Source organism: Beijerinckia sp. 28-YEA-48, from assembly GCF_900104955.1.
GTDB lineage: Bacteria > Pseudomonadota > Alphaproteobacteria > Rhizobiales > Beijerinckiaceae > Terripilifer.
The window spans coordinates 63,291-75,959 of sequence record NZ_FNSI01000001.1 but is presented as its reverse complement, the minus strand read 5'-3'; the positions used below and the strand labels follow the sequence as shown (position 1 = coordinate 75,959).

At 61.8% G+C, this 12,669-nt stretch carries 12 protein-coding genes; 7 read left to right on the top strand and 5 right to left on the bottom strand.

Features of this window, described 5'->3' with window-relative positions; genetic code table 11:
- Position 1: 1 nt before the first annotated feature.
- Positions 2-2,083: a tripartite tricarboxylate transporter permease gene (locus tag BLW50_RS00345; protein WP_090696129.1), complete on the top strand. Its 2,082-nt coding sequence runs from the start codon at positions 2-4 to the stop codon at positions 2,081-2,083.
- Between the two features lie 9 nt (positions 2,084-2,092).
- Positions 2,093-2,257, top strand: coding sequence for a hypothetical protein (locus tag BLW50_RS30555; RefSeq protein WP_170849905.1), 165 nt, complete (start codon positions 2,093-2,095; stop codon positions 2,255-2,257).
- A 15-nt stretch (positions 2,258-2,272) separates the two neighbouring features.
- On the opposite strand, the gene BLW50_RS00340 is transcribed toward BLW50_RS30555, so the two are convergent.
- Positions 2,273-3,082, bottom strand: coding sequence for an SDR family NAD(P)-dependent oxidoreductase (locus BLW50_RS00340; RefSeq protein WP_090696128.1), 810 nt, complete (start codon positions 3,080-3,082; stop codon positions 2,273-2,275).
- A gap of 110 nt (positions 3,083-3,192) precedes the next feature.
- Between BLW50_RS00340 and BLW50_RS00335 the strand changes: the two genes are divergently transcribed.
- Positions 3,193-4,236 carry a Bug family tripartite tricarboxylate transporter substrate binding protein gene (locus BLW50_RS00335; protein WP_090696127.1) on the top strand — a complete coding sequence of 348 codons (1,044 nt, stop codon included), beginning with the start codon at positions 3,193-3,195 and terminating at the stop codon, positions 4,234-4,236.
- Positions 4,237-4,259: 23 nt separating this feature from the next.
- Positions 4,260-5,012: a class II aldolase/adducin family protein gene (locus BLW50_RS00330; RefSeq protein ID WP_090696126.1), complete on the top strand. Its 753-nt coding sequence runs from the start codon at positions 4,260-4,262 to the stop codon at positions 5,010-5,012.
- Between the two features lie 4 nt (positions 5,013-5,016).
- On the opposite strand, the gene BLW50_RS00325 is transcribed toward BLW50_RS00330, so the two are convergent.
- A complete protein-coding gene (locus tag BLW50_RS00325; protein ID WP_090696125.1) occupies positions 5,017-6,246 on the bottom strand; it encodes a BaiN/RdsA family NAD(P)/FAD-dependent oxidoreductase in 1,230 nt (409 codons plus the stop codon).
- Positions 6,247-6,292: 46 nt separating this feature from the next.
- Between BLW50_RS00325 and BLW50_RS00320 the strand changes: the two genes are divergently transcribed.
- Positions 6,293-7,402, top strand: coding sequence for an RluA family pseudouridine synthase (locus tag BLW50_RS00320; RefSeq protein WP_090696124.1), 1,110 nt, complete (start codon positions 6,293-6,295; stop codon positions 7,400-7,402).
- Here the strand turns inward: BLW50_RS00320 and BLW50_RS00315 are convergent, their stop codons facing one another.
- Positions 7,403-8,437 carry a Bug family tripartite tricarboxylate transporter substrate binding protein gene (locus BLW50_RS00315; protein WP_090696123.1) on the bottom strand — a complete coding sequence of 345 codons (1,035 nt, stop codon included), beginning with the start codon at positions 8,435-8,437 and terminating at the stop codon, positions 7,403-7,405.
- 170 nt (positions 8,438-8,607) lie between these two features.
- Between BLW50_RS00315 and BLW50_RS00310 the strand changes: the two genes are divergently transcribed.
- Together BLW50_RS00310 and BLW50_RS00305 are read left to right on the top strand one after the other, a co-directional pair.
- A complete protein-coding gene (locus BLW50_RS00310; RefSeq protein ID WP_090708478.1) occupies positions 8,608-9,972 on the top strand; it encodes an FAD-dependent oxidoreductase in 1,365 nt (454 codons plus the stop codon).
- Positions 9,973-9,999: 27 nt separating this feature from the next.
- Complete coding sequence (locus BLW50_RS00305) at positions 10,000-11,061, top strand: ABC transporter substrate-binding protein (RefSeq protein WP_090696122.1); 1,062 nt, start codon at positions 10,000-10,002, stop codon at positions 11,059-11,061.
- Positions 11,062-11,268: 207 nt separating this feature from the next.
- On the opposite strand, the gene BLW50_RS00300 is transcribed toward BLW50_RS00305, so the two are convergent.
- Positions 11,269-11,886, bottom strand: a complete 618-nt coding sequence (locus BLW50_RS00300) for a cupin domain-containing protein (protein WP_090696121.1) — start codon at positions 11,884-11,886, stop codon at positions 11,269-11,271.
- The gene (locus tag BLW50_RS00295; RefSeq protein WP_090696120.1) at positions 11,886-12,524 is read right to left on the bottom strand and encodes a cupin domain-containing protein; all 639 of its coding nucleotides are present in this window, start codon (positions 12,522-12,524) and stop codon (positions 11,886-11,888) included. Before BLW50_RS00295 ends, BLW50_RS00300 begins: the two co-directional genes overlap by 1 nt.
- Positions 12,525-12,669 lie beyond the last annotated feature (145 nt).

Genomic DNA, 12,669 nt, shown 5'->3' with positions numbered 1-12,669 from the left:
CATGGAAACCGACCTGCTTTCGACTGTCGGATCGGCCTTTCTCTCGATGATGGAATTGCACCGCCTGCTTTATCTCTTTGGCGGCGTGGTGATGGGTCTCGCGCTCGGCATTCTGCCCGGCATCGGCGGCGTCGCCGGTACAGCGCTGCTGCTGCCCTTCACCTATAATCTCGACCCAACAACCGCCATGGCCTTGCTGCTTGGCCTGGGCGCCACCACGACAACGGCCGATCCGATTTCGGCCATCGTGCTGGGCGCGCCGGGCCATGCCGCCTCCGCCGCCACCGCCATCGACGGCTATCCGATGACGAAGCGCGGCGAAGGCGGGCGGGCTCTGGGCGCCGCTTATATGTCGGCGCTGATGGGCGGCATTTTCGGCGCCATCCTGATGGGCGTCACCCTGCCGATCATCCGGCCGGCCATTCTCTTCATCGGCTCTCCCGAACTGCTCGGCCTGGCCGTGTTCGGCATTTCCATGGTCGCGGTCCTCTCCGGCAATACGCCGCTGCGCGGCCTGACGATGGCCTGTTTCGGCATGATGATCGCCATGGTCGGCTCCGATCCGCAGACAGGCACCCTGCGCTGGACGCTCGACAGCCTCTATCTGTGGGAAGGATTGCCGCTCGTTCCGGTCACGCTGGGCGTCTTCGCTTTGCCGGAACTGTGCGATCTCGCCGTGGCGCGCACCGCCGTGGTGAAGTCCGAACAGATGATGGACACCACCGCCGGCCTCTGGGCCGGATGTAAGGATTGCTTCCGCAATTGGTTCCTGGTCCTGCGCTGCGCCTGGATCGGCTCCGTCATCGGCGCCATTCCCGGCATCAGCGCCTCGGTCATCGACTGGATCTCCTACGGCCATGCCATCCGCACAGAAAAGGGTGCGATGCAGACCTTCGGCAGTGGTGACGTGCGCGGCGTGATCGCCGCTGAAAGCGCCACCAACTCCCGCGAGGGCGGCGCGCTGGTGCCCACCGTGGTCTTCGGCGTGCCCGGCTCCGCCGGCATGGCGATCCTGCTCGGCGCCTTTCTGATGCACGGCCTCGTTCCGGGACCGGAAATGCTGACCAAGAACCTCGGCCTCACCTATTCAATGGTGTGGAGCATCGCCATCGCCAACATCCTCGGCTCGGGACTGTGCTTCCTGTTCTCGGGGCAGTTCGCGAAAATGGCGACGCTGCGCTACACGCTGATCCTGCCTGTGGTGCTCTGCTTCGTCTATATCGGCGCCTTCGAAGGTCACCGCAGCTGGGGCGATCTGATCTCGCTTCTGTGCTTCGGCGTCATCGCCTGGGGTGCCAAGCACTTCAAATGGCCGCGCCCGCCGCTGGTCCTGGGTTTCATCCTCGGCAGCATTCTCGAACGCTACATGTTCATCTCGATCCAACGCTACGGCACGAGCTGGATGTTGCGCCCGCTCGTCGTCATCTTGTTCCTGATGTCGGCGATCAGCATTCTACGGCCATTCTTGCAGGACGTCAGACGTCACGGCGGGCTGCGCGGAATGATCGGAGAGCTGTCCCCGCCGCGTCTGCGCCCCTCGCACGTCTTCCCGATCGGGCTGCTCTGCCTGTTCTCGGTGATGATGCTCGAAGCGGTGCAGTGGAATTTCTCGGCCAAGATCATTCCGATGATCGTCGGTACCGGCGCGATCCTCTTCTGCTCCCTCTCGCTGCTGAACGAGGTCTTTAAGCGTCCGGAGCCCGAGCCTAAGCCCATAACACCGGGCGAAACCGATTTGGCGGCGGTGGCGGACCCCAATGCCAAGGTCCATATGGATATCGCCAGCAACATCACCCATCTGCCTCCTCGCACCATCCTTCTGCGTGGCGCGATCTTCTTTGGCTGGATGGTGGGGTTCCTGATCTCCATGGCCTTGATCGGGCTTATTCCCACGGTGCCGATCTTCATCATCTCGTTCATGCGTCTTGAAGGGCGTGAACGTTGGAAGTTGACGTTCATCATGGCGGCGTTCATGACGCTCTTCATCTATGGCTTGTTCGATCAGCTACTGGCCATCCCGTGGCCGGGCTCGCTGCTCGGCGACATATTCCCATGGCTGCGCGATAACGTGCCCTCCATGTAAATTGTTGCCATGAAGCAACCGAGTGGTCCCTCAACTCAAGACGGCTGGTGGCATATGCCACTGGCCGCCTTGGTCGTCGCCGCGATCGTCTTATGTCTGGATGGCGACCGCCTCGCAGCGCTCGTCACCACGATCGCCAGCCTTGTGTTATGGGTCGTTGCCCTTTTGGAATGACTTCTCGCCCATAAATTATTTCTGCGGCGCGGAAACATCCTTCGCCGGCATCTCGCCCTTGAAAGCGAGATAGCCGCCATCAACCAGAAGATCCGTGCCAGTGATGAACGAGGCTTCATCACTTGCCAAAAACGCCGCGGCGAAAGCCACTTCGTCAACGCGGCCCGTTCGCCCCAGAAGATGCGCCGGCCCACGAATACGCCGTGCATTCTCGCGCGAACCATAGGCGCGACTGCTGCGATCCGTGTCGATGGAACCGGGCGAAATCGTATTGGCGCGAATATTATCCGGCGCCAGTTCCACCGCGATACATTTAGTCAACTGGATCAATCCGGCTTTCGTCGTTGCATAAGCCGAGCGCTGCGCCACGCCAATATGGCCAAGCTGCGAAGCGATGTTGATGACCGATCCACCGCCAACATTGCGCATGTAAGGTGCAGCATATTTCACTGTCAGGAAACTGGCCGTGAGATTCACCGCCAAAGCTTGAGTCCAATCGCTCAAATCCAAGTCCTCGACGCTCAAGATGGGCGTCACAGCCACGGCCACATTCACCAGCGTCGTCAGTTTACCAAATAAATCCACCGCTTTGGCGCAGGCGCGCGCGCATTCTTCCGGCACTGTCACATCCATGGCGAGGGAACCCGCATTGCCCCCAGCAGTACGGATATCGTCGGCCACGGCTTCAGCTGGCGCCAAGCGCAGATCGGCAACCAACACACTGGCGCCTTCATAAGCAAAACGGCGCGCGATCGCGCCGCCGATTTCTCCGCCGCCACCAATGACCAGCGCCACGCGTCCGTGTAATCGCTTGTCCCGAGCCATCTACCGCTCCTATTTGCGCCGCGACGATTGAACAAACCGCCAAGGGACAGTATATCGCCGATCATAGCTGCCGAGAAACAGCATCAAAATCATCCCGGAGGAAACATCATATGGCTCGCTTCCCGCGCCTACCGTTCGTGGCTGCCCTCGCCGCCCTCAGCGCTTGGCCCGCCGCTGCCCAGTCCCCCGAAGCCTTTTACAAAGGCCGGAAGATGGACATGATCATCGGCTATTCGAGCGGGGGAACCTATGATCTTTACGCGCGCCTGATGGCGCGTTTCCTGGCCAATTACATTCCCGGCAATCCGGTCATCGTGCCGCGCAACATGCCAGGTGGCGGCAGCCGAACCGCGACCGCCTGGGTCGCCGCAGCTGCACCCAAGGACGGCACCGTACTGGCCACGGCCGATCAGTCGCTTGCCATCGCGCAGGCGCTGGGCGATCCGCAAATTCGCTTCGACGTCACCAAGCTGATCTATATCGGCAACCCAAGCCGCGAGAACAACACCACCGCAGCCTGGCATACGTCCGGCATCCGCACCATCGAAGATGCGATGAAGCAGGAAGTCACCGTCGGCGCCACCGGTGGTTCAACCTCCTCGCAATATCCCAAGGCGATGAACGCCATTCTCGGCACCAAGTTCAAGATCATCCTGGGCTATCCCGGCGGCAACGATATCAACATCGCACTCGAACGTGGCGAAGTCGCGGTGCGGGGATCCAACACCTGGCAATCCTGGAAGTCGACCCGGGCCGATTGGCTGCGTGACAAGAAGATCAACATTCTCGTGCAGATCGGTCTCAGCAAGGCCGACGATCTTCCCGACGTGCCGCTGCTGATGGACCTGGCGAAGAACGACAACGACCGCGCCGTCCTGAAACTGCTCTCGGCGCCGACCGCCATTGGCCGGCCCATCTTCACCGCACCCGACACCATGCCAGAACGTGTGAAAGTGCTGCGCGACGCTTTCGACACCATGGTCGCCGATCCCAAATTCCAGGAGGAAGCCAAACGCGAGAATCTCGAGATCGACGCGGTGAGCGGCGCAGAAGTGCAAAAGATCGTCGCTGAAATTGTCGCCGCGCCGCCTCAGATTGCCCAGCGCCTCAACGAGGTGATCGGCACCGTCGAACAAAACACAACTTCAAAATAAACGTACAAGGGAACGAAACGATCATGAGTGGTACAATATCGACATCGAATTCACTGGCGCGCCTGCGTCGCGAAGTGGCCATCACTTCGCGCATTCTGGTGATGGAAGGCATGCTGGACTATTCCGGCCATGTCAGCGTGCGCATTCCCGGCCAGGACGCCTATTACATTCAGCCTTCGACGGACCCACGTTCTCATATCGATCCCGACCGTCTCATCATGGTCGATTTCGAAGGCAATATTCTCGGCGACCACGATCGCAAGCCGCCGATCGAAATTCCGATCCATGGCGAAATCTACAAGGCGCGTCCGGACGTCAACTCGCTCGTCCATTGCCATATGGAGCTCGCCATCATGTTCACCATGATGGACGACGTGCAGCTCGTACCCATGCGTTCGCGCGCCGCCCGCTGGTCGAGCGGCATTCCCACCAGCAACGACCCGACCCACATCAAGAGCAAGGAACAGGGCAAAATCCTGGCCAACGATCTTGGGCCCCATCACGCCGCGCTGATGCGCGCCCATGGCCTCGTGCTGGTGGCGGAATCGGTGCCGGCCTTGCTGGTCGACGCCGTCCATTTCGATGAAAACGCCCGGGCGCAGATGCAGGTGCTGCAAGCCGGCCGCAAGCTCAAGCCGCTCACGCCGGAAGAACTCGACCTGCTCGAGAAATCCGAAATGCGCGAGTTCCACGTCGGCAAGCTCTGGAAATATTACCTGAACAAGGCCGAGAAAATGGGCATCATCCCGCCGGAATGGGCGGAAGAAACCATTTAAGGTCTTACTTCCGCTTCGCCCAGTCTGCTGCGGCTTCGCCCGCGACAAAACCCGTCGCAAAGCAAGCTTGCAGCAGATAGCCGCCGGTCGGGGCTTCCCAATCGAGCATTTCACCGGCCAGGAAAACACCCGGCACATGCTTGAGCATCAGCTTCTCATCGACTTCCGAGAAGCTGATGCCGCCGGCGCTGGAAATGGCGCGCTCGATCGGTCGCGTCCGTTGCAGGCGCAGCGGCAGCGCTTTGATCAGGGCCGCCAGCGCCGCGGGTTCGCTCGGCAAAGCGCCGGCTTCATACAACAGCGCCGAGCCGACCGGCCCCAGGCCCGCCGCCTTGCGCAAATGCGATGACATCGACGCCTTGCCGCGCGGTGCCGCGAGCCGCGCCGCCAACGGCTCGACATCGACATCGGGACGCAGATCGACCGTCAGGGTTGCGTGGCCATCGCGCGCAATCGCCTCGCGCAGCAGCGGCGACAGCGCATAGACCGCCCCGCCTTCAATCCCGTAATCGGCGACGAGCGCCTCGCCGCGCACCTGCTGGCCGTCAAAATTCAAGGCGATGTTCTTCAGCGGCGTGCCGGCAAAGCGTTGCCGCAGATGGTCCGACCAATCGATCTCGAAACCGCAATTGGAGGGGCGCAGCGGCGCGACCGCGATGCCCTGATTCTCGAACACCGGCGCCCAGGATCCATCCGAGCCGAGACGCGGCCAGGACGCGCCACCAAGCGCCAGGACGGTCGCATCGGCCGCGACCTCGACCTCCTGCCCGGTCGAATCGGCCAGGAGCACTTTGCCGGCGGCAAGGCCCTTGAAGACATGGCGCGCCTGCAAGGTCACGCCCAAGCTATCGAGGCGGCGCAGCCAGGCGCGCAGCAGCGGCGAAGCCTTAAAACTTTCCGGAAACACCCGGCCGCTCGACCCAACGAAGGTCGCCAGGCCCAGATCCGCGCTCCAGTCGCGCAGGGCCTGGGGCGGAAAGGCCGCGATCATCGGCCGTAGGCTGTCCGCCGCCGCGCCATACCGCGTCAGAAATCGGTCGAATTCCTCGCTATGGGTCAGATTGAGCCCGCCCCGCCCGGCGAGCAGGAATTTCCGCGCCGGCGACGCCATACGGTCGAAAACGGTCACGGCGACGCCGGCCTGCGCCAGGCGCTCCGCCGCCATCAGGCCAGCCGGCCCTGCCCCCACGACAACTGCTTTTCCGTGGATTTGTCTCTGTTCTTGCTGATTCATGCCAAAGCCTTAGTCCGATCGAGGACGCTGTGCTATCCCTCCGCCCATGAACCAGCATGCCAAACGCCGCTATCAAGCGGGCCTTGCCAAACTTCGCGACCCTGAAGAGGATCGACCGCGGCCGCCGCCGCGCCTGCTGGCGACGCCAGAGGCCGGAAAACGCAGCCATACCGTTGAGGAAGCCGACGCCGGCCAGCGGCTCGACCGCTATCTGGCGGCGCTGGCCGATACCGCCGGCGAAGCCCTGTCGCGCACCCGCATCCAGGCGCTGATCGAGGACGGCCAGGTCAGTATCGATGGCCACCCTACCAGCGACCCCAAGGCCAAGGTTCGGAGCGGCCAGACGGTCACCCTAGACCTGCCGTTGCCCGTCGCCGCCGAACCGGAAGGCGAGAATATTCCGCTCAACATCGTCTTCGAGGACGAGCACCTCGTCATCATCGACAAGCCGGCTGGGCTCGTCGTACATCCCTCCGCCGGGCACGAGACCGGCACCCTGGTCAATGCGCTCATCGCCCATTGCGGCGATTCCCTCTCGGGCGTCGGCGGCGTGAAACGGCCGGGGATTGTCCATCGCCTCGACAAGGACACGTCAGGCCTGCTCGTCGTCGCCAAAACCGATGCGGCCCACCAGGGCCTCGCCGCACTGTTTGCCGACCACGGCCGCACCCTGCGGCTCGACCGCGAATATCAGGCAGTGGTTTGGGGCGCGCCCCGGCGCGGCGGCGTCATCAACGCCCCCATCGGTCGTCATCCCGGCCAGCGCGAAAAACAGGCGGTCGTGCGCGCCGATCGCGGCCGCGAGGCAATCACCCATTGGGAACTGCAGGAAATGTTCCGCGGTGACGAAACACCCGTCGCCGCGTTGGTCTCCTGTCGTCTGGAAACCGGCCGCACCCATCAGATCCGCGTCCACATGGCCCATATCGGCCATCCGGTGCTCGGCGACCCGCTTTATGCGGCGAGCGTTCGCACCAAGGCGGCCTTGCTCGACGAAACCTCCCGCCAGTTGCTGGAGCAATTGGGCCGCCAGGCCCTGCACGCTGCCGTGCTCGGGTTCGACCATCCGATCACCGGCGATGCGCTGACGTTCCAAAGCGAGTTGCCGCAGGACATCGCCGTCCTCATCGAGGCGCTGCGCGCGCGATCGGGCTGATCAACGCTTCAGCCGGATCGCCTCTCTGGTTTTTACCAGGAGATCGGCCGGCGAAGCGTAGATCTTCTCCAGCAGCTTCTGCAGGTCTTCGCCGGACGTCGGATCGACATCGAGCCCCATGCGCTTGGCCTCGGTCAGAAGCTCCGGCGCCTTCCATGTGTCCAGGAAAGCTTGGCGCAGAGCGGCAAGCCGCTCGCGCGGCACTTCAGGCGCGACGAAATACGGCCGCGCGAAGACCTCTTGCGCGTAAATGATATTGAGAATGGCACGCTGCTCGTCCGTCTTGGCGAACTCCAGGGTGCGCGGCACGCCCTGCTTGTCGAGCTCGTCGACACCCCGGGCATTTTCCTGCGCAATCACACGGATCTTCTTTTCGCTGAGCAAGGTCGCATATTGCGTGGTCAGGCTCGCCCAATTGATTCCGCACATGCCATGCACTTCGCCCTTCTCGATCGCCGCCATGATCTGGCGGCTACCAGGATAGCCGAGCACCGGCTTGAACTGCGTGCCCAATACATTGTTGAGCAGCACCGGCAGATAGCCCGTCGATCCTGTTTCGGCGGTGCCGCCCATCGCCATCTCGGCCTTGAATGTGTCGGCGAAGGTCTTGGCTGGCGCGTCGGGACGCGCCACGCAAACGAAGAGATCCGCCGTCGCACTGCCAAGATAATGCAGCCGCGTCGGATCGTAACGCAGCCGCGATACATCTTCGAGAATGCCGGCGAGCGGTTGGGTCGAAAACGGTGCGCCGATGATGGTGCCATCCTTCACCGCGGAAGCGGCCACATAGGCGGCCATCACATTGCTGCCAGCGCCCGGCATGTTGGAAACGATGACGCTTGGCGCGCCGGGAACATGAGCACTGAGGAAGCGCGCCATCAGCCGGGCATAGGTGTCGTAACCACCGCCAGCCGACGTTCCCACCACAAGGGTGATCGTGCGACCCTTGTAGAATTGCCCGACCGCCTCCTGCGCTTTAGCCTGCGAGACAATCACCGATAGCACGGACACAGCCGCAACGAGGAACCTGCCCACTGCATTCTCCTTCCTGTTCCTGTTACGAGAACCGACAACGCCCGGCGAGGTTCCTGAAGTGGAACAATCCACATCATAAAACCACGTTATAAAATCACTTGCTTGGCCCGGCTGCGCCGCTAACCTGCGCCGCCAAGAACAAAAAGAACATCATCAAAAGAGGACATCATATGGGGCTGGCGCATTCCGAACACTCCAATCCCGAGACCGTCGGCGAAGTCGCAACTGGAACGCGCATCGTTCGTCGCGACGCCCATGCGCCGACACAACGGGTTTCCTGCGACATCTGCGTGATCGGCTCCGGCGCCGCCGGCATTTCCGCCGCGCTCGAAGCCGCGCGTCTCGGGCGCCGGGTTATTCTGGTGGATTCATTACCGGTGCTCGGCGGGCAAGCCGTCAATTCGATCATCGGCACATTCTGCGGCCTCTTTTCGAATGGCAATTTCGGTTATCAATTCACCCATGGCATCGCCGACGACATTCTGCGTGATCTTGGCGCCATGGACAAGGCGCTGCATTACCGCCACGGGCCGGTGACGACGGTCGTCTATTACGATGAGATCGCGCTCGGCCGCTGGGTCGAAGAGAGCGTGCGCAAGAGCGGCATCACCACCATTCTCGGCGCCATCATGCGCCACGTCGAACGCGATGGCCGCCGCGTCAAATCGATCGAGCTGGCGACACGCTACGGCGATGTGATCGTCGAAGCGACCGGCTTCATCGACGCCTCGGGCGATGCAGCCCTCGCCTGGCTCGGCGGGTTCGCCTGCCGTGAGCCGTCGGGCAATCCGGTGTTCGGCACGCAAATGGTGGTTGTCGAAAATATCGACGAGGCCGCCCATCCAACGCGCGCGGAACTGGCGCAGAAGATGGAAGAAAAGGGCGAAGCCTACGGCCTCCTGCGCCGCAATTGCGTTTCCTTCGTCATTCCCGGCCGCAACATCGCCGCGCTCAACATGACCCATACGGAAACGCCGCTTGAGCCACTCGCTGCCTCCAAATCAACGCTCGACGGCAAAGCGCAGGCGGATCTCTCCGTCAAATTCCTGATGGAGCAATTTCCCGCCTGCTTCGGCAAGGCGAAGATCCGCAGCTATGGCATGCCCGGCATCCGGCAGACCCGCTGGATCGTCGGCAAGCATCAGCTCTCGCTCGATGAAGTGCGGCGCGGCTTTCGCCATCCCGACGCGATCGGCCGCACCGCCTGGCCGGTCGAGCTGCACGATCACGGCGCCGGCTATGCCTGGCAGACCTTTCCGGAGGATCACGCCCATTACATTCCGCTCGGTTCGCTCATTCCCGAAGACGCCGACAATCTCTGCGCCGCCGGCCGCTGCATTGATGCCGATCTCGCCGCCCTGTCGAGCGTGCGCGTGATGGGCCCCTGCATGGCCATGGGCGCGGCGGCCGCCCATGCGCTCGACCTCGCCGGCTCGGGCAGCGTGCAGCAGATCGACATCAGCGCTCTGCAGAGGCGCCTCAGCGACAATCTCGACCGCACGGACGACGGCGGAAAGGATAGAAACCTGCACTAGGAATAAACAATTGGAAGGGAGGGAAATATGAAATCGACAAGAAAAACAAACAGCAGAGGGGCACAGATCATTCTCGCCATGGCGCTGTCTCTGGCCGCGCCATCGGCGTTCGCGCAAGAGGCTGCTCCGAGCGCAGCTTGGGCGAAAGTGATCGCCGATGCCAAGAACGAGAAGGAACTTGTTGTCTATACGGCGCTCGTTGGCGATCCGACGCTGAAGGCCATCGTGCAAGGCTTTCAGAATAAATATGGCATCACCGTCAACATGCTCGAAGGCCGTGGCTCCGACATTCGCGAGCGCGCCCGCGTCGAACAGGGCGCCGGCCGCTTCATCGCTGACATCACCTATACGTCGGAAGGCCAGGCCCGTCTGATCGCCCGTGAGGACAAGAGTTATGTTCCGCACGAAGCCGTGCCCAACATCACCACGCTGAAACCCGACTTCGCCAAGATGACGAGCGGCAACCTGTTCGCGCCGTCGATGACGATCCCCTATGGCATCCTCATCAACTCCTCGATGGTCAAGCCGGAGGACGAACCCAAGAGCTGGGCCGACCTCACCAATCCGAAGTGGAAGGGCAAGATTCTTTCCGATGACGTGCGCGCCGTCGGCGGCGGCTATCTGATGTTCTTCGCCCAGCTCAACGCGCCGGGGCTCGGCGAAAAATACCACCAAGAGATGGCGAAGAACGATCCGTCCTTCACCCGCGACATGCGCGAAGCCGGCCGACGCGTCGCCCGCGGCGAATATTCGGTCTATGTCCCGTTCATTCTCACCGATATCGCCAATCTCAAGGGCCTCCCCGTCAAGCCGATCATCCCGGCCGAGGGCGTGCCCTTCGTGCTGTATGGCAACACGCTGATGCGCAATGCACCGCATCCCAACGCGGCCCGCCTCTACATCGACTACGGCATGTCGGAGGAAGCGCAATTGCTGTGGGCAAAGACCGGCATGGGCATCGTGCGCGATGGTCTCGCCGACAAGATTCCGCCCGAGGTCAGGCCCTTCGCCAATGCCAAACTGCTCGGCACCACCGATCCAGACCGGCAGAACGAAGGCATCGCTTTGGCTAAGAAGATTTATCCATAGGCCGAGCGTTAGGTTGCCGCAAAACCTTGGTGTCATCCCGGACACGCGCAGCGTGATCCGGGACCCAGGGGCGAGCGGTAAAGACTTCAATCGCGGCGTAAACTTCGGCGTATTGCAACAGGCAACACTCGTCACGCGCCCCTGGATCCCGGATCACCTGCTGCGCAGGTGTCCGGGATGACACCAAGGGGTTTCCTATAGCCGGCCCTAGAGATTCTTGCCGCGACGCTCGCCACGCAAAAACTCGCGAATGACCTGCTCGTTCAAGGTGACGGTCGCATCATACTCTGGTGCATCTTCCATTTGATCGAGCGTGTTGAGCCCCATCTGTTTGAAGATGCGCGCCGTCGACGAGATCACCCGCACCGGACGCTCCGGGTCGGCGTTGAAATGCTGATGAATGGTGTTCGGCGGAATATAGATATAGTCGCCGGCTTCCCATTCGAACTTCCTGATCTCCTCCTGCGGTGTCCAGGAGAACACATCGGTAATCTCGACATCGCAATCCTGATGCAGGTCGTAGCCGCGCCCTTCGAGGATATAGACGCATTCCTCGGCGAGATGCCGGTGCTTGCCTGAGCGCGAGCCCGGCGGAATGATCTGCATATAGGCGTCGACCGTTTCGATGCGCGTGTTCATCTGCTCGTTGAGCAGATGCTTCAGCAGGCCCTGCCGCGACATCTCCCACGGCATTTCATGCGGACGGACGATCTTCTTGCGGCGCGCATTGCGCGACGGCGCATCGCGCGCGTCATCCAACAAGCGCTGATAGAGATGTTCGTTGTTCTGGCCTTCGAGCCAGCTGGCGCTTTCGCCCCAAGCCATCAATAACCTCCCTTGGGATGGTTGAAGTCGTCCTCGATCTCGCGCGCCTCGAAGCCTTCGCACTCGGGCGTCACGTCGACGGGCCGCTCCTTGACGGTCTTCTGGAACAGCATGTTGAGGAAGAGATACATCGGCTTCGTCTTGATCACGAGCGCCCGGGCTGGCTTGGTCTTCGACGCATTGAAGTGCTGATGCACGCAGTTGTTATGGACGATGGCGATGTCGCCAGCCTTCCAGTCGTAACGCACGCCGTCGTGAATCTCATAGCCTTCGCCATCGAGAATATAGAACGCCGCCTCGTTGACGTGACCGTGCTTCTGCGACGAAGCACCCGGCGCATATTCTTCCAGATGCATGTGGAAGGTCTGGGTGATGCCGTCCTTCGGCTCGACATAATGGCGGCTGAACGCCTGCGGCCCGTCGACGAATTGGATGTCCTTGGCCTTACGCACGCGCGGCACCGACCGCAGCCGATCGAGTTCCTGCTTGACGTTATATTCGCCTTGGATGCCGCGCACGAACACGCGGTCTTTCTTACGGTGATAAAGCGTTTCGCGCTTCTCTTCGAGCGCCGCCGAATTGTGCCCGATATCGGCGACTTGCGCACCGCCCTTTTGTACCCTGGGATCCGCAGTCATTGGTTCCTCCCGCGCCGAGCCTGGAGCTCGGCTTACGTTTTCAGCCTGTCTATACGCGCGCCTTCAATGGATGTCATGTACCGACCTTTGAATGGTTGCCAGATACGACACACATCCCTAACCTGCTGAAGGGGCCGGCAAATTG

Excerpts from the sequence above, each read along its gene's own strand:
- BLW50_RS00305 (WP_090696122.1), top strand. The coding sequence starts at position 10,000 with ATGAAATCGACAAGAAAAACAAACAGCAGAGGGGCACAGATCATTCTC.
- BLW50_RS00295 (WP_090696120.1), bottom strand. The coding sequence starts at position 12,524 with ATGACTGCGGATCCCAGGGTACAAAAGGGCGGTGCGCAAGTCGCCGAT.
- BLW50_RS00320 (WP_090696124.1), top strand. The coding sequence starts at position 6,293 with ATGAACCAGCATGCCAAACGCCGCTATCAAGCGGGCCTTGCCAAACTT.
- BLW50_RS00330 (WP_090696126.1), top strand. The coding sequence starts at position 4,260 with ATGAGTGGTACAATATCGACATCGAATTCACTGGCGCGCCTGCGTCGC.
- BLW50_RS00340 (WP_090696128.1), bottom strand. The coding sequence starts at position 3,082 with ATGGCTCGGGACAAGCGATTACACGGACGCGTGGCGCTGGTCATTGGT.
- BLW50_RS00325 (WP_090696125.1), bottom strand. The coding sequence starts at position 6,246 with ATGAATCAGCAAGAACAGAGACAAATCCACGGAAAAGCAGTTGTCGTG.
- BLW50_RS00335 (WP_090696127.1), top strand. The coding sequence starts at position 3,193 with ATGGCTCGCTTCCCGCGCCTACCGTTCGTGGCTGCCCTCGCCGCCCTC.
- BLW50_RS00310 (WP_090708478.1), top strand. The coding sequence starts at position 8,608 with ATGGGGCTGGCGCATTCCGAACACTCCAATCCCGAGACCGTCGGCGAA.
- BLW50_RS30555 (WP_170849905.1), top strand. The coding sequence starts at position 2,093 with ATGAAGCAACCGAGTGGTCCCTCAACTCAAGACGGCTGGTGGCATATG.
- BLW50_RS00300 (WP_090696121.1), bottom strand. The coding sequence starts at position 11,886 with ATGGCTTGGGGCGAAAGCGCCAGCTGGCTCGAAGGCCAGAACAACGAA.
- BLW50_RS00345 (WP_090696129.1), top strand. The coding sequence starts at position 2 with ATGGAAACCGACCTGCTTTCGACTGTCGGATCGGCCTTTCTCTCGATG.